Raw genomic sequence first — 22,306 nt, 5'->3', positions numbered from 1 at the left:
GCCAAACCAAGGACGCAGCGCATCGTGCTGGGCCGCCAGGTCGCATCCGAATGATGAAGCGAGCGACTACCCGGCGCTGAGCTCCTCCGCGTAGGCAAAGATCAGCGGCGTGCCGCCGGTGTGCATGAAGGCCACGGCGTCCTGCTCGCTCAGATCGCCGCTGCGCACGTCGTCCAGCAGCGCGGCGAAGGCCTTGGCCGTATAGACCGGCTCCAGGAACACGCCCTCGATCCGCGCGAGCAGCTTGATCGCCTCGATGCCGTCCGGCGTGGCCCCTGCATATCTCGGCCCCATGTAGGCGTCGGTGTTCGAAATCTCGGCGGCATCGAGCGTCAAGTCCAGCCCCAGGAGTTCCGCTGTCATGTTCGCCATCCGGGCCTGCTCGGGCGTGCGCCCGCCGGGCACGCGCAGCGGCGTGAAGCCCCGGATCTGGAGGTCCAGGCCCAGCGCCCGCACGCCAAGCTCAAGCCCGGCCTGCGTGCCCCCGCCGGACGCGACGTAGACATGGCTGAGGGAGACGCCGCGCTCGGCCGCCTGCTCCACGGTTTCAATCAGACACTCGACATATCCAACGGCGGTGAGCGGGCTGTAGCCGACGATGTAGGGACGGCGGCCCTTGGCGCGCAGCTCCCGCTCGACCCGGTCCATCTCCTCCTCGACGCCGAACATCTCGTCGCTGTCCACCTGCCGCACGTCGGCGCCCAGCAGCTCGGTGAGCAGGCGGTTGCCCTGCCGGTCGTCGCCGTGGATGCCGCGGTTCAGCACCAACACGACGTCCAGCCCGGCCTTGCGCGCCGCCGCCGCGCACTGGCGCGCATGGTTGGACTGGCGCACGCCACCGCCCCACATGATCACGTCGCAGCCCTGCTGCAGGGCGTCGGCCACCTCGAACTCGAACTTGCGGTTCTTGTTGCCGCCCAGGGCGCTGTGGGTCAGGTCGTCGCGCTTGATGAAGACACGCGGCCCGCCGATCGCCTGGCGGAGATTGGTCAGCTCCTCGAACGGCGTGGGCAGGTCGGTGAGGTGAAAGCGCGGCAGGGCCGAAATCCGGCGTCGCAGATCGGCCACCGACACCGGCGCCGGATCGCGGGTGTTCATGCGTGCAGATTCCCCATCTCGCAGACCCCAAGTATGCGCCGCGCGCCTGTCTGGCGCCTGAAACCGATGAAGTATGCTACGCGCACCCGCCGGGCGGGTTGCACCGCGGGCGCGTAGCTCAGCTGGTTAGAGCGCCACGTTGACATCGTGGAGGTCAGAGGTTCGAGTCCCCTCGCGCCCACCGCCTTTGACAGACCCAAGAGCCTGAAAACGTCGGCTATGCGGGCGGTATTTCGTGCCGGCTTCGCGAAGTTCGCGGGCACATAGCGGAGGCGTGCAGATATGGCCGATGCCTCACGAGTTGGAAAAGTCCAGACCGTCCTGGGCTTGATATGCGGCGACGAGCTGGGCATTACCTTGCCTCACGAACACCTGCTCGTCGATCTGTCCTGCGCCTTTGCGCTGCCCGCCGCGGCGAGCCAGCGGGGGCGGGCCTTCGAGCCGGTCGGCATCGAGAACCTGGGCTGGTTGCGCTACCACTCCTTTGAGAATCTGGACAACCTGCGCCTGCTGGACGAGCGCGAGGCCATAGACGAAGCCCTGCTCTTCAAAGTGGCGGGCGGCAAAAGCATCGTCGACTGCACCATCAACGGCGTCGGACGCGACCCGGAAGGCCTGGCGCGGATCGCCCGCTCCACTGGGCTCAACATCATCATGGGATCGGGATATTACACCGCCCCGAGTCATCCCCCCGAGCTTGCCGCGAAGAGCGAGGACGACGTGTTTGCGGAAATCGTCCGGGACATCGAAATCGGCGTCGGCGACAGCGGCGTCAAGGCCGGCATCGTCGGCGAGATCGGCTGTTCCTGGCCGCTGGAGGACAACGAGCGCAAGGTGCTGCGCGCCGCCGCCCGGGCGCAGCGGCACACCGGCGCATGCCTCAGCATTCATCCGGGCCGCAACCGCGCCGCACCCTTCGAAATAGTGGATATCATCTCCGCCGCCGGCGCCGATCTGCGCCGCGTCATCATGTGCCACATTGACGTCCGCCTGCGCACCCCCGAGGAGCGCCTGCGACTGGCGCGGACCGGGTGCTACCTCGAATACGACGTCTTCGGTTGGGAGGGCCACTTCCCTTCGTACTGGACCGCCGACGATTACATGGATATCCCCAACGACACCCAGCGCATCTACGAGATCCTGGCGCTGCTGGAGGCGGGCCACCTCGAGCAGATCCTGGTCTCACACGACATTTGCCGCAAGTCGACGCGGGTTCGCTACGGTGGCTGGGGCTTTCCCCACATCTTGAACTATGTGGTGCCGATGATGCGGCAACGAGGCTTCGACCAAGAGCAGATCGACACCATCCTGCTCGAGAATCCGAAGCGCATTCTCGGCTTTGCTTGATGGCGGGATGAACGGCTTGATGGCGGGATGAACGCGCTCGCCGGGTCCGAATTGCCCGGCGCTATCGCGACTTGAGCGGCGGGCGGCGTCCAGGGCGTCTATCCGAAAGAGGGCATGATGTCGCCATCGGCGATGGAGGCAACGCGGCATGCGCTCAGGTAGGCACGTCGGCTTAGGCATCGCACTCGGAGCCGGTGCAGGCGTGGGCATCGGCGCGGCACTGGGCAACGTCGGCGTCGGCGTGGCGATCGGAGTTGCCCTGGGAGTAGCCCTTGGCACCGCTTGGGGCCGACGCCGTCACGAAGGCTAGTGTGAGCACCCGCTCGTCCGAGGGCCTTCGATCTTCGGTTATCGTTGGTCTTGGTCGGCCATCTCCGATGGGTTTCTCCCAGCCCTGAATGCCTCGACGATGGCGTCGGGGAGCCGACGTGCGAGGAAGCCATGAACCGGCATCGCGGCGGTAGCGGTGCCTAACGGAAGAAGATGATGCGAGCAGACACGCGCCCCGGTTCTCCCGCGGAACCTATCGCGATCGTGGGCATGGCGTGCCGGTTTCCGGGCGCGACCGATCTGGATGCCTTCTGGCAGCTACTGGTCGATGGCGGAAACGCGGTAACCGAAGGGGTGCCCGGTTCCGGCGTCGGACGCGTGGGCGAGATCATCCGCGATCCCGACGTTGCGAACCCTGCCTGCCGCTTCGGCGCCTTTGTCGACGATATCGACCGGTTCGACGCCTCGTTTTTCCGCATTTCGCCGGTCGAGGCGGAGCTGCTGGACCCGCAGCAGCGCATGATGCTGGAGACGAGCTGGCAGGCCCTCGAGGACGCGGGGATCGACCCGGCGCGGCTGATCGGCAGCCGCTCCGGCGTCTACACCGGCATCAGCAACGACGAGTACCGCATGCTGGTGGTGGACTCCAGCAGACCCACCGAGGCAGCCGGAAGTCTCTACGCCCTTAGCGGCACCAACCTCAACGGCACCAGCGGACGGGTCTCCTTTTTCCTGGGGCTGATGGGGCCGGCCAAGGCGGTCGACGCCGCGTGCGCGTCGGCCATGGTGGCGGTGCACGACGCCGTGCAGGACCTGCAGTTCGGCAAGGCGGACCTGGCCATCGCCGGTGGCGTGCAGGCCATCCTGAACGGTCGCATCTACGAGCTGCGCGCCGACGCGATGATGTTGTCGCCCGATGGCCAGTGCAAGACCTTCGACGCCTCGGCAAACGGCTACGTGCGGGGTGAAGGCTGCGGGGTCGTCGTACTCAAGCGCCTGAGCGACGCTGAGGCCGACGGGGATCGCATCTGGGCGGTGATCAGAGGTTCGGCGGTCAATCACGGCGGTGCCAGCGTCGGGCTGACCGTCCCGCACACGCCTGCGCTGGAACAGGTGATGGCGACGGCGCTGGCCGAGGCGGGCGTCCGGCCGTCGGACGTCGACTACGTGGAGGCGCACGGCACCGGCACCGCCGTGGGCGATCCGATCGAGCTCGATGCCGTGGCCGCTGTCTACGGCCAAGGACGGAACGCCGACCGACCGCTGCTGATGGGTTCGGTGAAGACCAACCTGGGGCACCTGGAGTCCGCTGCCGGAGTCGCCGGACTCATCAAGGCCGCCCTGGTCGTGAAGCGAGGCGTAATCCCGAAGCATCTGCATTTCCAGGACCCGAACCCGAGCTTCGACTGGGATAGCCAGCCGGTGCAGATCACGTCAACCATGGCGGAGTGGCCACGTGACCGCCGGCGGCCGCGGCTGGCCGGGGTGAACTCGTTCGGGATATCCGGCACCAACGCCCACCTTGTGGTTGGCGAATACTCCGGCGCGAATGGCATGCCCAGCGCGGAGGACTCACCGGCGGGCGCTGCGCAGGATGTCGGGGCTTCGTTGCCGAATTCTCTGGCGGCGCTGCCGCTTCCGAAGGACGATCTCGTTCCGCGCCGAACTCGACTCTTGCCCCTGTCGGGCAAGTCGCAGGATGCGCTCCGGGACGTCGCCAAGCGATATCTGTCGTGGATTGACAAGAGCGCCGACGGCGCGGACTTGTCGGATGCGGCATGGACGGCGGGCGTCGGGCGGAGCCATTTCGATCACCGGGCAGGCGCCGTGTTCCACGACGCCAAATCGTTGCGCGACCGGCTCGCCGCGTTGTCCGGCTCAGACACGAGGGCGGAGCCGCGTTCGCCGACCACCGTGGCGTTTGTCTACACCGGACAGGGCAGCCAGTGGGTCGGCATGGGACGGGCTCTCTACGAGACCGAGCCGGTGGCGCGCGCGGTGCTCGACCGCTGCGAGGCGGTGTTCCGCGAGGCGCGGGGCGCCTCGTTGCTGGACGTGATGTTTGATCGCGACGGAGCAACCGGTGACCTGGGCGACACGGCCTGGGAGCAGCCGGCCCTCTACGCGCTGGAGTGCGCCCTGACGGCGCTGTGGTCAAGCGTGGGCGTGCGGCCCAGCGTGGTGCTGGGGCACAGCGTTGGGGAGATCGCGGCGGCGCAGGCGGCCGGCATCTTCAGCCTCGAAGACGGCATGCGCTTCGCCGCGGCTCGGGGCGCGCTCTTGTCCGACGTCAAGCCTGGCGCCATGGCCGCCATCTTCGCGCCGGCGGCGCGGGTGGCGGCGGAAGTCGAAACGCTGAATGCGGCTTCCAACAGCGTCGAGCTGAGCATCGCGGCGGACAACGGCGCCCACATGGTGGTCAGCGGTCCGGCCGCGGGCATTGAAGCCGTCCTGGAGCGCGCGGAGTCCGAGGGCATCCGAGCGCGACGGCTGAACACGACCCGCGCCTTCCACAGCGCCCTGGTCGAGCCGGCCCTGGATGGGCTGGAAGCGTCCCTCGACGGCGTGGCGATCGAGACTCCCACGCTCGCAGTCATCAGCAATCTCACCGGCCGGGCGGTGGAGCCAGGCATGGCGCTGGACGCGGCCTACTGGCGGCGTCACGCCCGTCAGCCGGTGGCGTTCGCCAGCGGCGTGCGGGCGATGGCGGATCTCGGGGTTGATCTGGTGCTGGAGATCGGCCCGCACGCGGTGCTGGGACCCATGACCACGCTGGCCTGGCCAGAAGACGCCGCCGACGCGCCGATGGTGCTTGCCAGCCTCAGGCGTCCACCGAGGAACGGCGCCTCTTCGGAGCCCGAGACCGGCTTCGTCGACGCCGTCGCGGCAGCCTACGAAGCCGGACTGGATCTCTCCTTCGAGGGACTCTTCGCCGGTGAGTCCCGGAGTCGGGTTGCGCTGCCGAGCTATCCGTTCCAGCGCGAGCGTTACTGGCTGGAGGCGTCGAAGCAGCGGCGGACCGGCGCCGGTCACCCATTGCTCGGCGTCCGCCACGAATCCGCTCGTGGCGAGATCACCTTTGAGACGGAAGTTCTCCCGTCCGACCCGGCCTGGCTGCGGGATCACAAGGTCTTCGACCGGCTCGTGGCGCCGGGCGCGCTCTACGGCGCGATGGCGGCCTCCGCGTGTCTGGCCGAGGGCGGCGGCTCGATCGTCGTCGACGACATGCAGCTGCACAGCCCGTTGGTCTTCTCGGAGAAGGAATCCGCCGACGGCTCGGATGCCGCGGGCCGAATGATCCAGGTCGTGCTCGACGCCGCCGAGCCGGCGTCCCCGCGCCCGGTGCAAATCTTCAGCAAGGGGTCCGAGCAGGAGTGGACCACGCACGTGGAATGCCGCGCGGCGCCGGACGCGCCGCTGCCGGAAGCCGGTGAGCGGATCGATCTGGAAGCGGTCAAGGCCCGCCTGTCACCGGCCGACGTGCCGGCCTACTACCGCGCCAGGAGCGCGACCGGCGTCGACCTTGGCCCGTTGTTCCGCACGCTGGGAACGGCGTGGTCCGGTCTCGGGGAGGCCCTGGCCGAGGTGGTATTGCCCGAAGCCGTGGGTCGAAACCAACTCGACGTGCATCCGCTGGTCTTGGATGGCTGCTTCCAGGTCGTGGGGATCGCACGCAACGTGACCGGCGCGCCGGACGAGGCCACCTATCTGCCCTTCGGCTGGGAGCGATTCTGGCTCAGAGGACGGCTGCCGGATCGCGTGCACTGCCACGTCCGCATGAGCGAGGTTTCGAAGGAGGCGGAAGGGGAATCGGAAGAGCCGCCGGAGGTCCTGAGCGGCGAGCTGCGCCTCTACGACCCCAGCGGCGTTCTCATCGGCGAATTGAGCGGGTACACGATCAAGCGAGCCACACGGGCGGCACTGCTCGCGGCGGTCGAAGGGGTCGAGGACCTGCTGTACGAGATCGCCTGGCGCGAGCGCGTGCTTCCGCCCGGCATCGAGGCCGCCGAATTCTTCCCCAGCCCGGCTGAGGTAGCGGCTGGTTCGCAGGTGTTCCCCGGCTATCTGAATGACGCCGGCGTCGATCCCGAAGGCCGGAACGCGCTGCTGGCCGATCTGGAGCGATGGTCGCGGTCCCGCGCGCTCGCGACCTTGGAAGAGCTGGGGTGGGAGCGAGCGAAGGGCGAAGTCGTCGGCCCCGAAGACCTGCGGCAACGGCTCGACGTGCTGCCGGAGCACCAGCGCGTCTTCCGCCGCATGTTCGAGATGCTCGCCGATTCCGGGGTAGTTGAGGAGACCGAGGACGGGTTCAAAGTGGTCGTGGGGCCGGACGACCCGTTGCCGGACCACATGCCGCGGGACGTCGACGAGTTCGCCGATCGAATGGCGGGGATGTATCCCGACGGCCAGATCGAAATCGGGCTCTTCCGGCGGTCGGGCCTCGCCCTGGCCGACGTGCTGCGCGGCAACGAGGACCCGCTGACGCTGCTGTTCAGCAGCGGCGAACCGACCGCCGCCGATCTGTACCTGAAGGCGCCGGTGGCGCGCGCCGCGAACCAAATGCTGTCTGAGGCCGTCCAGGCGCTGGTCGCCGCATTGCCCGACGGGCGACGCCTGCGGGTGATCGAGGTCGGAGCCGGGACGGGATCGGCCACGGCGTCCGTGCTGCCGGAGCTTCCGGAAGGGCGCTTCGACTACATCTACACGGACATCTCGGCGGGCTTTTTTGCCGAGGCCGAGGGGCGGTTCGGCAGCGACGGCATCGACTACCGCCCGCTGGATATCGAGCGGGACCCCATCGCGCAGGGCTTCGACGCCCACGGCTACGACTTGCTCATCGCCTCCAACGTGCTCCACGCCACTCGCTATCTCCAAGAGACGCTGGCGCACTGCGCCGACCTGCTCGCGCCGTCGGGTCACCTGGTGGCGCTCGAGAACCTGCGCGGCCTGGGCTGGATGGACCTCACCTTCGGCCAGCTAGACGGCTGGTGGCGGTTCGCCGACGACTACCGTCCGCACCACGCCCTGGCCGAGCCGTCGGTATGGCGGCGGGCTCTTGGCGACGTGGGATTCACGGGAGTGGAGGTCTTGGGCGTCGATGACTCCTTCACGTTCGAAATGCTGGACAAGGGCGTGATCGTGGCCCAGGGTCCCGCGCAGGTGGCTGAATCCCCAGGGCTGTGGGTGGTGACGTCGGACCGCGGCGGCGTCGCGGACGAGCTCGCCGCGTCGTTGGCGGCGCGCAACCAGACGGTCGTCCTCGCAGGCCGAGACGGGGCAGAAACCGGCGCCTTGGCAGCCGGCGGCTCCATGATCGTCAAGGCCGACGTGGACCCCGCGAGTCGCGAGTCCTGGCAATCGCTGCTCGAAGGCTTGCCTGGAGACGTGCCGTTCAACGGCGTCGTGCATCTTGCAGGGCTCGACGGCCATGGCCGGCAGGCAACGACCGACGAGATTGCCGGGGACGTGACCCACGCGGGGGCAAGCGCGCTGGCGATGGTGCAAGGGCTGGGCGACTCCGACGTCGTGCCGGAACGCGGCGTGTGGTTCGTCACGCGTGGGGCGCAGGTGCTCGAGCGTGAGCAGCGCGGACAGCTTGCCGGCGCGGTTCTCTGGGGCCTGGGCAAAGTCGTGACGCTGGAAGCGGCCCACTTGCAGCCGCGAATGCTCGATCTGGACCCCGGCGCCTCCGTGCCGCTGGCCGATCTCGTCAATGAGCTGCTGTATCCCGACCCGGAGAACCACATCGCCTACCGCTCGGGGAGTCGCCGCGTGGCGCGGCTGGTGCGGCCCGGCGCCGCCGGCGAGCGGCTGGAGTTGCCCGAGGATTCCGATTGGGTGCTGGCTCCGGACCGGAGCGGCATATTCGACAGCCCCGAGATCAAGCCGCTCCCCGCGCGTTCCCTAGACCCGCGAGAAGTTCGCGTGTCGGTCGAGGCCACCGGGCTCAACTTCTGGGACGTGTTCCGTTCGCTCGGCTTCATCGAGGAGGGCGATCTGGGCCGGGAGATGTGCGGGCACATCCTCGACGTAGGTTCCGAGGTGTCGACCGTCGCCGTCGGCGACCGCGTGGTCGGGTTGGGCTTCGGCGCGTTCGGGCCGGAAATGATCACGCGCGAGGAATTGGTGGCGCCGGCGCCGGCGGGCATGTCCGTGTCGGCCCTGGCAACCATCCCGAGCGCGTACGTTTCGGCCGCGCTGTCCTACCACTACTCGGGCCTGGAAGCTGGCGACCGCGTGCTGATTCACGCCGGCGCGGGCGGCGTCGGGCTGGCAGCCATCCAGCTGGCCCAAGCGGCAGGCGCGGAAGTCTTCGCCACCGCCAGCGCTCCGAAGCAGGCATACCTCCGGTCGGTCGGCGTCAAGAATCTCTTCGATAGCCGCCAGACCACGTTCGGCGCAGAAATCCTCGAAGCCACCGGCGGCGAGGGCGTTGACGTGGTGCTCAACAGCCTCACGAGCGAAGGATTCATCGAGGCGAGCCTGTCCTGCCTCGCGCAGGGTGGACGGTTCGTCGAGCTGGCCCGGCGGGACATCCTGAGCCATGAGGAGATGGCCGCAATTCGCCCGGACGTTTCCTACGACATCCTGGAGCTGGACGTACTCAAGAAAACCGACCCCGCGTGGGTTGGCGAGGTGCTCCGAGAGGTGATGGAGCGGCTGTCGGCGGGAGAGCTGACGCCGATCATCCACAGCCGGTGGCCGCTGGCCGAGGCGGGAGCCGCCTTGAGTTTCATGCGATCGGCCCGGCACATCGGCAAAATCGTCCTCACGCCGCCGCCGCTGATGCGGGGGCAACTGCGGCCGGACCGCTCCTACCTGGTGACCGGCGGCCTGGGCGGCATCGGCTGCGCCGTGGCCGAATGGCTGGCGGGGCACGGCGCGGGCGCCATCGTGCTGAATGGCCGGAGAGACCCCGACCCCGAGGCGCAGGCGGCCATTGATGCGCTGCGCCGGCGTGGAGTCAGGGTCGAGGTCGAGCTGGCGGACGTGACCGACACCGCAGCAATCGACGCCATGCTGGCGCGCATCGATGCGGACTTGCCGCCGCTCGGAGGCGTCATCCACAGCGTCGGCGTGCTGTCGGACGCCGCGCTGACCAATCAGACCTGGGCGAGCTTCGAGCGAGTCCTGCGGCCCAAGATCGTGGGCGCCTGGCACTTGCATCGCGCGACCTTGGACCGCGATCTGGACCTCTTCATCCTCTTCTCCAGCCGGGTCGGCGTGATGGGGAATCCGGGCCAGGCCAACCATGCCGCGGCCAACGCCTTCCTGGATCAGCTGGCGGGACACCGTCGCGCGCTTGGTCTCGCGGGACAGTCCATTGCCTGGGGCGCGTGGTCGGAGATCGGCGAAGCCGCCGAGCAACGGGAACGGATCGAGCAACGGCGGGCCGCTCTCGGCGGGCGCTGGTTTACCCCGCAGCAAGGCATCCAGGCCCTCGAGCGGCTGGTGCGGCAGGACACCACGAACTCCGTCGTGATGTCGATGGACTGGTCGGTCTTCGAAGAGGCCGTGCAAGACCGCCCGCCGCTGCTGGAAGACATGCTCACCTCGACGGCCGATGACGAGGCCGACGCCGCGGCCTCGTCGGACGACCTGTTGACCCAACTGCGAACCGCGCCGGCGGCCGATCCCGAGCAGGTGCTGGTGTCCTTCCTGCAGCGGGAGTTGCAGGCGGTGCTGCGGTTGACCAGCACGCCGTCGCCGACGGTTGGCTTCTTCGACTTGGGCATGGACTCGCTGATGGCCGTGGAGCTGCGAAACCGGCTGAACCGGGCGTTTGCGGACGAATACGTGGCCTCGAATACGCTGGTGTTCGACTATCCGGACGTTGCCAGCCTCGCGCGTCATCTGGTCGGCGAGCTCGGCCAGGTCGGCGGCGCCGCGCCGTCGCCGGAGCCGGAGGCCCCGGCGCTCGCCCCCCCGTCGCAGCGAGAGGATGACGGCATCGCCATCGTCGGCATGGCCTGCCGCTTCCCCGGCGCGGACGACCCGCTCGCCTTCTGGCGGCAGCTGGAGGCGGGTGTTGACCCCGTGACCGAGGCGCGCGACGCGGACGGTTCCTGGACCGGGTTGTTTGGCGACCCGGCGGCTGAAGACCCCGTGTTTCGCCGCGGCGCGTTCATCGAGGGCATTGAGCAATTCGACTCCCGCTTCTTCCGCATCTCGCCGATCGAGGCGCGCGGCATGGATCCGCGCCAGCGGCTGCTGCTGGAGACGACGTGGCACGCGCTCGAGGATGCGGGCATCGATCCGGAGGGACTGCGTGGCAGCAGCACGGGGGTCTACGTTGGGCTGGGCGGCAACGAATATCGCGACGTCATCGCGGCCAGTGGCCAGCCCGACAGCTTTGTCGGCACCGCCGGGAGCATGGCCGTCGGACGCCTCGCCTTCGTGTTCGGGCTGGAAGGCCCGGCGATTCCGCTCGACGCCGTCTGCGCCTCGTCGCTGGTGGCGGTGCATCAGGCAGTAGCCGGGCTCCAACGCGGCGAGGTGGATATGGCGCTGGTCGGCGGCGTGAGCATTCCCCTGTCCCGCGGGATCACAAGATTCCTGAACGATCTCGGCATGTTGTCCACCAGCGGACGCTCCCGCACCTTCGATGCCGACGCGGACGGCTTCGTGCGCAGCGACGGTTGCGGCATGGTGGTGCTCAAGCGCCTGCCGGACGCCGAAGCGGCCGGCGACCGGATTTGGGGCGTCATTCGCGGCGCGGCGGTCAACCAGAACGGGGCAAGCGCGGGTCTCACCGTGCCGAACGGTCCGGCCCAGGAGCGGCTGCTTCAGGACGCCCTCTCGCGGGCCGGCGTCGAGCCCGCGGACGTGGACTATCTGGAAACGCACGGCGCCGGCTCGGCATTGGGCGACCCGATCGAGGTGCACGCCGCGGCGGCGGTCTATGGCCGCGGCCGCGATCCGGACCGCCCCCTGGTGCTCGGCTCCGTCAAGGCCAACATCGGTCATACCGAATGGGCGGCGGGGATCGCCAGTTTGATCAAGACCGTGCTGGCCCTGCAGCAGGGCGTGATTCCCCGGCAGCTGCACTTCAATTCCCCCAGCACCCAGATCGAGTGGGACCGGCTGCCCGTCCGCGTGGCGGCGAGCGACACCCCCTGGCCGCAGACTCCCGACCGGCCGCCCCTGGCATCTGTCAGCGCGTTTGGCATGTCGGGCGCCAACGCCAACGTGGTCCTGGCGGGCTACGACTCAATGCAAGGCTCGTCGGTTACGTCCGACGAGGTCCGCGTTCCGGCCGGCGCCGCGCGCTCGATACCCGCGTCTTTGCCCGAGGCGCTGGCCGACGTGCCGCTGTCGGCTGAGGAGATAGGCGAACGCCCGACGCGGTTGCTGCCGCTATCGGCACGGTCCGACCAGGCGCTGCGAGACCTGGCGGAACGTTACGTGGCATGGCTGGGAGAGCAAGGCGGACCTGCCGCGAGCAACGGCGCCGTCGCAAGCTCCGACCTCGCGGACATGGCGTGGACGGCGAGTGTGGGACGCAGTCACTTGGACTACCGCGCGGGCGTGGTGTTCCACGACGCCGATTCGCTGGGCGACCGGTTGCGGGCCATCGCCCAATCGCCGTTCGAGCGGCAGCCGGAGACGGCGCGGCGGGTGGCCTTTGCCTACACCGGCCAGGGCAGCCATTGGACCGGGATGGGCCAGACCCTCTACGAGACCGAGCCGGTGGTACGGGCCGTACTGGATCGCTGCGAGGCGGTCGTCAGCGACGAGCGCGGCGCGTCGCTGCTCGACGCGATGTTCGGGCGGAGCGATTCCGCGGGTGATTTGAACGACGCCACATGGGCGCATCCGGCGATCTATGCCCTGGAGTGCGCGCTCACCGCCCTGTGGGAGAGCCTGGGCGTTCGGCCCGGCGTGGTGGTGGGGCACGGGATTGGAGAGATGGCGGCGGCCCAGGCGGCGGGGGTCTTCAGCCTGGACGACGGCCTGCGTTTTGCCGTGGCGCGCGGCGCGCTCATGTCGGCGCTGCCGGGACCCGGATTGGCCCTCGAAGGCAGCCTGGAGGCCGCGCTTGAGGATGTTGCGGTCGCCGGTCCCTCGTCACCCTTGATCAGCAGCGTGACCGGTGGGGTGCTCGAATCGGACAACGCGCTCGATGCGGCCTACTGGCACCGCCAGGCGCGCGTGCCGGTGGCCTTCGGGCGCTGCGTCGAGACGCTGGCAACCCTGGGCGTGGACGTGGTCGTGGAGATTGGTCCCCATGCGGTGCTGGGGCCGCAGGTCCATCCCGCCTGGCCCGATGCCGACACCGCTCCGGCGCCGGTCGTGATCAGCAGCCTGCGGCAGCCGGGCATCGATGGCTCGGCCTCCGAGTCTGATGGCCGCTTCGTCGAAGCGGTCGCTGCCGCCTACGACGTCGGCCTCGCGATCGACTTTCCCGGGCTCTTCGCGGGCGAGACGCGGCGCCGGGTTCCTCTGCCAAGCTATCCCTTCCAGCGCCGGCATCACTGGGCCTAGGCCTCCTAACGACTCGCAACTCCTAGCGCAAACCGACCGCTGCTGGAGGTGAGTTGGCTCCGGGCCGTCATTCCCGCGGAGGTGGGAATCCACCCTTGCGCTTCGACCGGCCAGTGTCGCGGCAACTCGTGCAATCGCGGTCGTGTGACCGCCCGCCAAATTGATCGCCTTCCGCCCGCTGACTACACTGATGGCCTCTTTGCCCAACTGGTGATTCCAGAAAAGGATCGATCCATGGCGTCGACTGCAGAACGTATCCAGAAACTCGTTGCCGAGAACCTCGAAGTGGACGGTCAGCCCGTGTCCGTTCCGGACGACTTGAACGCCAACCTCTCGGACGCCGGAGTTCCTTCGATGGACTTCGTAGCGTTTGCCAAGGTCATCGTCGCCGAGTTCGACGTTCCGCTCACGCCCGACGACTGCGCAGGCTTCAGCACCCTGAAGGACCTGGCCGCGTACATCGACGCGCAAGCCGCCTAGCGTCACGCTCCCGCGAGGGGGCCATACTGTCGCCCATGGGGAGCCGACGCGAATCGCCAGCCTAGTCCATGGGGGTTTCGTGCGTCGGGGACTGGTGGCGTCCGTTCAAGCTGGTGGGCGAGGCGAGGATTGTCCACATCGACCTGACGCCGGATGCGGCCCGAGAGGCCGAGGCGATGGGGTGGCTGGATGAGTCTGAGCGATCCAGGTGGCGACGCTTCCAGTTCGCCGGTCCCCGGCGTCGCTTTGGCTTGTGCCGCGCGGCCCTGCGCGCCATTCTCTGTCGACGGCTCGGGTGCGAGAACGGGCAGTTGGCGTTCGAGGAGTCCCAGCATGGCAAGCCGTTTGCCACGGTGGACGGGATGCCGGTCCCCGACAGCTTCAACGTGAGCCACAGCGGCGGCCATGGGTTGATCGCGTTCGCGCCGGCCGGCCGGCTGGGGGTAGATATCGAGGAGCGCGTCGCGCACCGCAACCTCGACCTCCTGGTGGAGACCGTGCTGGGCGAACAGGAGCAGGCGCTGCTCGCCCGTACGCGCGGCGATGCGCGGACTCACCTGTTCTTCAAGCTCTGGACGATGAAGGAAGCGCTGATCAAAGCCCATGGGATGGGCATGGCCCTGGATCCGTCCCGCGTTCACATTCCGACGGCCATGCTCGGCGGCACGACCCAGTCCACGTTGCAATCGCCCGAAATGCCGGGCGTTCGGTGGCGGCTGGATGACCTTGGCAATGAGCAATTTGCCGCCGCCGTCGCCCATGAACTTCGCGCGGCGCCCGAACAAGGCCGCGGCAACGGCTGCACGCTGGGAACGCCGGCGAACGCATGACGACCGACGAAACCGTGTGGCAGGTGCCCGAGCCGCTTTCCATTCACGAGGTGCGCGTGGACGACGACACCGTCGTGACGCTGCGTCGTCATGGGAATCCGGCAGGCCCACGGCTTGTCCTGAGCCATGGCAACGGTCTGGCGATCGACCTCTACTATCCATTTTGGTCGCTCCTGGCCGAAGACTTCGACCTGATCGTCTACGACCTGCGAAATCATGGCTGGAACGCTGTCACCTCCCTTGCCGACCACAACGTGCCGACGCTGGTTCTCGATCACGACCGAATCATGCAGGCGATCGATCGGCACTTCGGGAGCAAGCCGAAAGTCGGCATCTTTCATTCGTTTTCGGCGCTGACGACCCTGCTGTCCCCGACCACGGGCGGTGAATTCGGCGCGTTGGTGCTGTTTGACCCGCCGATATGCAAGCCCGGCAGGAGCTATGAGGACTTTGACGCCGCGGCCATGCGAACGGCCGCCGCGGCCCGCCGCCGCACCGAGCGGTTTCAAAGCACGGAGCAGCTCGCGGATCTGCTGAGCTTCATTCCGACCTACTACCGCAGCGTCCCCGGCGTGTTCGATCTGGTGGCGCGCGCCACGCTGCGGAAGTCCGCCGACGGCGAGGGTTTCGAGCTGCGCTGCCCGCGTGAATTCGAGGCGCAGATCATTGACTACGCCAGCGCATTTGCCGTGTTAGTCGACTTTGAAACGCTGCAGTGCCCCGTCAAGGTTGTCGGCGCCGATCCAACCTTGCCGTATTCATATCTTCCGACCTTTGATCTGAGCCACGTGCTCACGGTCGACTACGACTTTCTGCCTGAGACGACGCACTTTCTGCAGCTGGAACAGCCGCAAGCCTGCGCCGAGGTGGTGCGCGGGTTTCTTTCGGAACTCGACGGCGGCTGACAGCCGGATCCGATCGCGTCGGCCGGCGTCAGGGCGATCCGTCGACCCGCACGGTGACGATGTCGATGCCGTGGTACTTCTGGTGCCGGACCGTCGACGCGTAGTGGCGGAGCAGGCGAAACGAGACATCCCATTCAGCCGGTGATTCGTCGTGGTCGGAGAGATAGGCCAGGCGATCGGCCAGGTTTTCCTCGTCGACCGCGGCCACGAATTCCAGATCGACGGCCCGACCCTCGGGACTTGCCGTAACGACCAGGCGCGGCGTTTTGCCGTCATCCTCGCCGTCAGCCGGCCGCAGCAAGCTGGAAAGCGCCTCCTCGCCGGCGGAGCGCAACCGCTCGGTTGATGCGGCATTCCACCGCATGGCCGCCGCGGTCTCCTGCAGATAGGCGTCGAGTCGCGGCAGATCGGCCATGTCGAGGCGACCCTCGAAGCGGCGGCGCCTGGGCTTGGTGACTTCCAGGAAGAGCGTGAGGCCAATCGCGGTTGCGGCGCCGACGGTGATGCCGTTGCCAAGCAGTGAGCTCCAAGGGCTGGGGACCACGCCTTCGAACACGTTGTGCTGCTCGAAGCCCACGCCCAGCGCAAACGCCAGACTCACCACCAGGGTCGTGGGCGCGTCCAGCCCCCCGCGCGCGACCGTCCGCACGCCTTCGACGAAGAGCATGCCGACGGCCGTCACCAGGAACCCTCCCATCACCGGGTTGGGAATGGTGAGCATCAGGCCCGTAAGTTTGGGCAAGACGGCCAGTCCCACAAGGATGATCCCCACGACATAGGCGACGCGGCGCGCGGCGACCCCGGTGAAGTTTGTCAGCGAAACCGTCGACGCCGAGAACGCGCTCGTGGGCGGCGTACCGGTCAGCCCCGCCAAGAGCGTGCCCAACGCGCTCGCGTAGATCGTCCCCTGAATCAGACGGAAGTCGGTCGCCCGCGGCCGCCGCCAGGCGACCTGCTGCACGACCACCCCGTCGCCGACGGCCTTGATCGCTTGGACGACCGTCACCACCAGGAACATCGGCAACAGCGCCCAGAATCCCGCCGTCGGCGTGAGGTCCAGTCCTGGAAACCCGGCGTCGGGGAGCCCAAACCACGGGGCGTCGACCACGCGCCCGAAGTCATAGAGGCCAAGCAACACCGCGGTGACGCAGCCAGCCGCGATTCCGGCCAACGGCGACCAGATCCGCCATTGCCGAGGCGCACGCAGGGCGAGGATCGTGGTGGCGATCAACGTGACGGCGGCGACGCCCGGGCCTCCGAACGCCGGTGCGCCCTCAGAAACTTCCTGGAGCCGATCCCAGGCGATCGGGAGCAGGGTCACCGCGATCAGCATCAGCACCGTGCCGGACACAGCGGGGGTGATGACGCGTCGCAACTGCGGCAGCCAAGCTGCCACGGCGAAATAGAACACTGACGAAAGCACGAGCAGGCTCGCCACCGTGGACGGCCCACCCTCCGCCAACGCCAACACCGAGACCGCGATGTAGTTGGGCGTGACGCCCATGATCATGATGTGACCCAGGCCCACGCGCCCGACCCGAACTGCTTGGAGGATGGTGACGATGCCGCCGACCACCAGGGCCGCGACCAGGGTCCACGTGAGCTGGCGCTCGTCCTGGCCGGCCGCGACGCCGCTGATGGCGGCGACGACCGCGAGCGGGACCAGCGCCAGCAAGGCTCCTTGAACGCCGACGCCAATCGCCACCAACGGCGGACACCGCTCGTCGGGCTCGTAGCGGATTCGTTCGTCGGCGCTTGCAGACGCCAAAGCGAAGCTCCCCGCCTCAGCCGTTCATTCGGCGAATGCGGGCCACCGACAACGGCATCGGATCAGATGTGGCCATGAAGCGGATTCTCGATTGCGCGCGCCTCAAGTATGCGCCGCACGCGCCGCGGACGCCGCCGACTGACGACATGGAATTGCTCGTGCATTGGTCACTAACTACCTAAAATAGTACTATCGGTCATCCGCCCGACACTTCCCCCAGACGGCAGGCCCGACATGGCAATCGACCGTGACCAGAGATATAGGGCGATGGCGATCCGAGGCAAATACCAGCGGCTCTATCGGCATCTGCGCGGGCTGCAGGGCCAGGAGTGGCGGACCTCCTTCGGCGAGATCGAGGCGATCATTGGCTTCGAGCTGCCCGCATCCGCGCGTCTCCACCGGCCGTGGTGGGCGAATCAGCGCCGCGGCAACGGTCACAGTCAGGCGCTGGCCTGGAGCGTGGCCGGCTGGGAGACGGCCGAGGTGGACATGGAAGCCGAGGAACTGCTGTTCCGTCGAACGCACGCCAAGCCCGAGCCCAGGCTTCCGCTCGACGAGGCGTGGCCCGTCCATCCCACCGCGGTGTGGCCGGAGGGCCTGAGTCTCAGGCGAGAGGATCTCTATGAGGAGAGGCTCTAGCGCCGCCGTGTTCATCGACACGAACGTGCTGGTGATGTCCCGCATCCCCGGCGCGCCGGACCACGACGCGGCGCGGAAAAGCCTGGAACGCGCCTTTCGAGCCCCCGAACCACTGAGAATCAGTCGTCAGGTGATACGCGAATACCTGTCGGTGGTCACTCGTCCGCAGACCTGGCCGGTGGCCCTCACGCGCGAAGAAGCTCTCGATGACGTGAGCCGGCTGATCGGCAGCTTCGAGATCCTCGAGGACGGGCCCATGGTGACCGAGCTCTTGGTGGCGCTATGTCGAGAGGTTCCCGCCGGGGGACGGCAGATTCACGACGCCAACGTCGTCGCAACCATGTTGGCCCACGGGGAACGCCGGCTGCTGACATTCAACACTGGCGACTTCGAGCGTTACGGTGGCCGCATTGAGCTGCTGGGCCGTTAGCAGCCCGCGCGTCCGCGGTGCACCCGTCGCGTGGCGCTACGGTAGGTATCGCGTCAACCAGGGCGAAGCGGAGGCGACGTGACGGCCACCACCCCCCTGCTGCAAGTCCGCGACGTGGTGAAGGACTTCGGCGGCGTGCGCGCCGTCGACCACTGCTCGTTCGACGTGATGCCCGGCGCCGTCACCGGCCTCATCGGTCCCAACGGCGCGGGCAAGACCACGCTGTTCAATCTCATCTCCGGGGCGTTGCCGCTCACGAGCGGCCGGATTCTCTGCAATGGTCACGACATCGGCGGCCTGCGGCCCCACCAGACTTTCGCCCGCGGCATCATGCGGACGTTTCAGATTCCCCGAGAGTTCCAGCGGTTGACGGTGCTCGAGAACCTGGCGGTGGTGCCCGCGAATCAGCGCGGCGAGCGCCTGTGGGCCGCCTGGCTCACGCCCTGGACCGTGGCGCGACAGGAGCGCCGCATCGAGGCCAAGGCGCTGGAGGTGCTGGAGTTCGTCCAGCTCGCGCACCTGGCCGACGAATACGCCGGCAACCTCTCCACCGGCCAAAAGAAGCTGCTGGAGCTTGCGCGGACCCTGATGGCCGACCCGCAACTCGTCTTGCTCGACGAACCGGGCGCCGGCGTCAACCGCACCCTGCTCAACTCGCTGGCGGACAACATCCAGCGGGCCAGCGCCGAGCGCGGCGTCACCTTCCTGCTCATCGAGCACGACATGGACCTCGTCTCGCGCCTCTGCAATCCGGTCATCGTCATGGCTGACGGCGCGGTCATCGCCCAGGGATCGCCGCGGCAGGTCCAGCGCGATCCGCAGGTGCTGGAGGCCTATCTCGGAGGCATGGTCCATGGCGCTGCTTGAGGCCCGCGACATCGTCGCCGGCTACGGCGAAACCGAGATCCTGCACGGCGTCTCCTTGGTCGTGAATGCGGGCGAAATCGTGACCATCATCGGCCCCAACGGCTGCGGCAAGTCCACGTTGATGAAAGCCGTGGTGGGCCTGGTGCCGGTGCGCAGCGGCGCCGTGACGTTTCGCGGCGTGGACGTCACCGACCATGCCCCGGAGCGGGTGGTGCGGGCGGGACTGTGCTACGTGCCGCAGTCCGCGAACGTCTTTCCGTCCCTCAGCATCCGCGAGAACCTTGAGATGGGCGCCTTCATCCGCGGCGATGACGGTCGGGCGCGCATCGATGAGATGTTCGGCCTGTTCCCCGATCTGGCGCGGCGGCCAAAGGCACGAGCGGGCAGCCTGTCGGGCGGCCAGCGCCAGATGCTGGCTCTGGCCCGCGCCCTCATGCTCGACCCCAGGCTCCTGCTGCTCGATGAGCCGTCAGCCGGGCTGTCGCCCGCGATCATGGGCATGGTGTTCGAGCGCATCCGCGATATCAACGCGACCGGCGTAGCGCTACTCCTGGTCGAGCAGCAAGCCCGCGAGGCGTTGCAGCACTCGGACCGGGGCTACGTGCTGTCCGGCGGCGAAAACCGCCTTGAGGACCATGGACCGGCGCTGCTGGAGAATCCCGAAGTGGCCCGCCTGTATCTGGGCGGGTGAGGGCAGGCGCGATGGGTCTCCCCTCCGTCATTCCGGCGAAGGCTGGAATCCAGTTCGGTCGAGTCTGGAGTCGCGCCGGATGCCTGGCGTCGGGCGGGTCTGAGACCCGCCCCTACCGGACTTTGGAAGGATCTCCCCAAGGGAGAGGGAGTCGGACGCGGGCCATGATGGACGCGGCCGCGGATGGATATCCGAGATTCCTCGCTGCGCTCAAATGACACGGGTGAGTTCGTGGTGGCGCGGGAAATGACGGACGGGTCGCGCAAGGGTCCCCTCAAGGGAGAGGGAGTCGGACGCGGAATGACGGCGACCGCGTGACTGCCCTGCTGGCCGCCGTCGAGCGAGCGCGCCTGGCCTGGATGCCGCAGTACAGCGTGGCCGTCGCCATTGCGGCCATGCTCGTCCTCGGGTTTCTCCCCTTCGTCAAGATGGGGCTCGTGGTCAACGGCTTCGTGCTGGGCGCCATCATCGCCACCGGCGCCATCGGTCTGACGTTGATCTACGGCAACCTGGGTTTCGCCAACATCGCCCATGGCGACTACATGGCCATGGGCGCCTACGTGGCATTCGCGATCATCACCGGTGTGCTGCCCCTGGTGGGAATTGAAGGGCAGGGATTCGGGCCGTTCAGCTTCGGCTACCCGCTGCTCATTGCGCTGCCGGTGGCGGCCGCCGTCGTCGCCATCGGCGCCATCGTGCTGGACATCGGAATCTATCGCCGGCTGAGAAACCGCAAGGTGAATGCGGTGGTCATCGCCATGACATCGCTGGGACTGGCAATCGCCCTGCGCGGGCTCATTCAGATCATCTGGACGAGCGAGAAACACCAATTCCCGCGTGAGTTTCGGCAGGTCTACCACCTGCCGATGGACGTTCGCATTCCACCGGACAGCATGTTCATCGGGGGGCTCGCCGTCGCCCTCGTGATTGGTGTGTACGTGCTGCTCACTCGCACCAAGATCGGCAAGGCCATGCGCGCCACGGCCGACAATCCCGACCTGGCTCGGGTGAGCGGGATTCCGACGGAGCGTGTCATCTGGGCCACCTGGGCCATTGGCGGCGGACTGGCGGCAATGGCCGGAGTCCTATTGGCGGTGTTTCAGGCGCAGCTGCTCCCCAGCATGGGCTGGGAGTTCCTGATTCCGCTGTTCGCCGCCGTGATCCTGGGCGGTATCGGCAATCCCTACGGAGCCTTGGTCGGCGCGCTGGTCATTGGCGTCAGCATGGAAGTCTCGACCCAGTGGATCACGCCCAGCTACAAGCATGCCGTCGCCTTCATCATCATGATCGTGCTGCTGCTCGCCAGACCGCGGGGCCTCCTGGGAGGGTCCACCTGACAGGGAGCCATGAGCCATCGATAACGTCATTGGGGTAGTCGACTACGCGGTCGGGTTCGTCGTCATGGCGGGCATCTACGCGGTGTTCGCCCTGGGCTTGAACGTGCATTGGGGCTTCACCGGGCTCTTCAACATCGGCATCGCCGGATTCTTCGCCCTCGGCGCCTATACGGCCGCGCTCATGACCTCGCCGGCGGCGGACCCGTTGCTGTTCGAGGAGTTCGTGTTTGCCGGCAACTGGGCCCAGCTCGGAATGCTCGATCTCGGGATTGATCTGTGGTTCGTGCTGGCGTTGGCCGCGGCCGGAGCGGTGTGCGGCGTCATCGCGCTCGTGATCGGCTACGTCACGCTGCGCCTGAACGACGACTACCTCGCCATCGCCACCCTGGGCATCGCCGAGAGCGTGCGGCTTTTCTTTCTCAACGAGAAATGGGTCGCCAACGGGTCGAAGGGCCTTTACCAAATCCCCCAATTCCTGGAGGGCTGGCTGCCGTCCGACAAATACAACTACCTCTACATGGTCGCCGTCATCGTCGTGCTGGTGGCGCTTTTCGTGCTGGTGCAGCGGGTCATGAAGTCGCCGTGGGGTCGCGTGCTGCGGGCGATCCGGGAAGACGAGGTCGCCGCCGCGGCCAGTGGCAAGAACGTCTTCAGCTTCAAGCTGCAGGCGTTTGTGTTAGGGGCCGTGATCATGGGCGTTGGCGGGGCGCTGTTCGCGCACCACATCCGCTTTGTCTCGCCGCTGACGTTCGATCCGCTGCTGGGCACCTTCATCATCTGGGCCATGCTGATGGTTGGTGGATCCGGCAACAACCTGGGTGCCATCCTGGGCGCGTTCGTGGTCTGGGGGCTCTGGGTCGGCGCGCGGTTCCTGCCGGGTGAGCTCGCCGATCCGAACGCCCGCTTTTTCATGGTCGGCGTGCTCATCGTCGCAGTGATCCTGCTGCGACCGGGCGGCATCCTGGGCGAGCTGCGGCGCGTGACACGGCGGGGATCGGGCAAATCGGGCGTCCGCTTAGACGGCGGCTGACCGATCCGTCATTCCGAGCCGCAGGCGAGGAATCTAAGGACGGCGGTGCATGCTCCGCGCCCCTGAGATTCCTCGCTGCGCTCGGAAAGACAGGGACAGGGCTCGGACTTTCAGAATCAGGGCTCGAAG

General features: G+C 67.7%; 14 protein-coding genes and 1 tRNA gene. 12 read left to right on the top strand and 3 right to left on the bottom strand.

What is annotated here, in order from left to right; genetic code table 11:
- Positions 1–66: 66 nt before the first annotated feature.
- On the bottom strand, positions 67–1,098 hold the full coding sequence (locus tag OXG79_01840) for a D-cysteine desulfhydrase family protein (GenBank protein MCY3782508.1): 1,032 nt from the start codon (positions 1,096–1,098) through the stop codon (positions 67–69).
- A 107-nt stretch (positions 1,099–1,205) separates the two neighbouring features.
- Here OXG79_01840 and OXG79_01835 point away from each other — a divergent pair.
- Together OXG79_01835 and OXG79_01830 are read left to right on the top strand one after the other, a co-directional pair.
- Positions 1,206–1,279 (top strand) — tRNA-Val (locus OXG79_01835).
- Between the two features lie 101 nt (positions 1,280–1,380).
- Positions 1,381–2,445, top strand: coding sequence for an aryldialkylphosphatase (locus OXG79_01830; protein ID MCY3782507.1), 1,065 nt, complete (start codon positions 1,381–1,383; stop codon positions 2,443–2,445).
- 172 nt (positions 2,446–2,617) lie between these two features.
- Here OXG79_01830 and OXG79_01825 read toward each other — a convergent pair whose 3' ends face one another.
- Complete coding sequence (locus OXG79_01825; protein ID MCY3782506.1) at positions 2,618–2,764, bottom strand: hypothetical protein; 147 nt, start codon at positions 2,762–2,764, stop codon at positions 2,618–2,620.
- 167 nt (positions 2,765–2,931) lie between these two features.
- Between OXG79_01825 and OXG79_01820 the strand changes: the two genes are divergently transcribed.
- The 4 genes from OXG79_01820 (at position 2,932) to OXG79_01805 (ending at position 15,415) form a co-directional block, all read left to right on the top strand.
- Positions 2,932–13,200, top strand: coding sequence for an SDR family NAD(P)-dependent oxidoreductase (locus OXG79_01820; protein MCY3782505.1), 10,269 nt, complete (start codon positions 2,932–2,934; stop codon positions 13,198–13,200).
- A gap of 234 nt (positions 13,201–13,434) precedes the next feature.
- Complete coding sequence (locus tag OXG79_01815; protein ID MCY3782504.1) at positions 13,435–13,680, top strand: acyl carrier protein; 246 nt, start codon at positions 13,435–13,437, stop codon at positions 13,678–13,680.
- 311 nt (positions 13,681–13,991) lie between these two features.
- Complete coding sequence (locus tag OXG79_01810; GenBank protein MCY3782503.1) at positions 13,992–14,510, top strand: 4'-phosphopantetheinyl transferase superfamily protein; 519 nt, start codon at positions 13,992–13,994, stop codon at positions 14,508–14,510.
- The gene (locus tag OXG79_01805; GenBank protein ID MCY3782502.1) at positions 14,507–15,415 is read left to right on the top strand and encodes an alpha/beta hydrolase; all 909 of its coding nucleotides are present in this window, start codon (positions 14,507–14,509) and stop codon (positions 15,413–15,415) included. Before OXG79_01810 ends, OXG79_01805 begins: the two co-directional genes overlap by 4 nt.
- A gap of 28 nt (positions 15,416–15,443) precedes the next feature.
- On the opposite strand, the gene OXG79_01800 is transcribed toward OXG79_01805, so the two are convergent.
- The gene (locus OXG79_01800; GenBank protein ID MCY3782501.1) at positions 15,444–17,183 is read right to left on the bottom strand and encodes a hypothetical protein; all 1,740 of its coding nucleotides are present in this window, start codon (positions 17,181–17,183) and stop codon (positions 15,444–15,446) included.
- Between the two features lie 234 nt (positions 17,184–17,417).
- Here OXG79_01800 and OXG79_01795 point away from each other — a divergent pair, with 234 nt between their 5' ends.
- The 6 genes from OXG79_01795 to OXG79_01770 all read left to right on the top strand — a co-directional run bounded on the left by OXG79_01795 (position 17,418) and on the right by OXG79_01770 (position 22,177).
- Positions 17,418–17,822: a hypothetical protein gene (locus OXG79_01795; protein MCY3782500.1), complete on the top strand. Its 405-nt coding sequence runs from the start codon at positions 17,418–17,420 to the stop codon at positions 17,820–17,822.
- Complete coding sequence (locus OXG79_01790) at positions 17,806–18,252, top strand: PIN domain-containing protein (GenBank protein MCY3782499.1); 447 nt, start codon at positions 17,806–17,808, stop codon at positions 18,250–18,252. Before OXG79_01795 ends, OXG79_01790 begins: the two co-directional genes overlap by 17 nt.
- Before the next feature lie 96 nt (positions 18,253–18,348).
- Positions 18,349–19,119: an ABC transporter ATP-binding protein gene (locus OXG79_01785; protein MCY3782498.1), complete on the top strand. Its 771-nt coding sequence runs from the start codon at positions 18,349–18,351 to the stop codon at positions 19,117–19,119.
- The gene (locus OXG79_01780; protein MCY3782497.1) at positions 19,106–19,810 is read left to right on the top strand and encodes an ABC transporter ATP-binding protein; all 705 of its coding nucleotides are present in this window, start codon (positions 19,106–19,108) and stop codon (positions 19,808–19,810) included. Before OXG79_01785 ends, OXG79_01780 begins: the two co-directional genes overlap by 14 nt.
- A gap of 314 nt (positions 19,811–20,124) precedes the next feature.
- Positions 20,125–21,147 carry a branched-chain amino acid ABC transporter permease gene (locus tag OXG79_01775; GenBank protein MCY3782496.1) on the top strand — a complete coding sequence of 341 codons (1,023 nt, stop codon included), beginning with the start codon at positions 20,125–20,127 and terminating at the stop codon, positions 21,145–21,147.
- A gap of 16 nt (positions 21,148–21,163) precedes the next feature.
- Complete coding sequence (locus tag OXG79_01770; GenBank protein MCY3782495.1) at positions 21,164–22,177, top strand: branched-chain amino acid ABC transporter permease; 1,014 nt, start codon at positions 21,164–21,166, stop codon at positions 22,175–22,177.
- The last annotated feature ends 129 nt before the right edge of the window (positions 22,178–22,306 follow it).

The sequence above is a fragment of the Chloroflexota bacterium genome (assembly GCA_026706485.1).
In the GTDB taxonomy this organism is placed as follows: Bacteria; Chloroflexota; UBA11872; order UBA11872; family UBA11872; genus JAJECS01.
Note: the sequence above shows the minus strand (reverse complement) of the source record. Positions and strands in the feature narration are given on the sequence as shown.

Bases quoted from the DNA above. Each gene is read 5' to 3' on its own strand.
- OXG79_01840 (MCY3782508.1), bottom strand. From the start codon at position 1,098: ATGAACACCCGCGATCCGGCGCCGGTGTCGGTGGCCGATCTGCGACGC.
- OXG79_01830 (MCY3782507.1), top strand. From the start codon at position 1,381: ATGGCCGATGCCTCACGAGTTGGAAAAGTCCAGACCGTCCTGGGCTTG.
- OXG79_01820 (MCY3782505.1), top strand. From the start codon at position 2,932: ATGCGAGCAGACACGCGCCCCGGTTCTCCCGCGGAACCTATCGCGATC.
- OXG79_01815 (MCY3782504.1), top strand. From the start codon at position 13,435: ATGGCGTCGACTGCAGAACGTATCCAGAAACTCGTTGCCGAGAACCTC.
- OXG79_01805 (MCY3782502.1), top strand. From the start codon at position 14,507: ATGACGACCGACGAAACCGTGTGGCAGGTGCCCGAGCCGCTTTCCATT.
- OXG79_01795 (MCY3782500.1), top strand. From the start codon at position 17,418: ATGGCAATCGACCGTGACCAGAGATATAGGGCGATGGCGATCCGAGGC.
- OXG79_01790 (MCY3782499.1), top strand. From the start codon at position 17,806: ATGAGGAGAGGCTCTAGCGCCGCCGTGTTCATCGACACGAACGTGCTG.
- OXG79_01780 (MCY3782497.1), top strand. From the start codon at position 19,106: ATGGCGCTGCTTGAGGCCCGCGACATCGTCGCCGGCTACGGCGAAACC.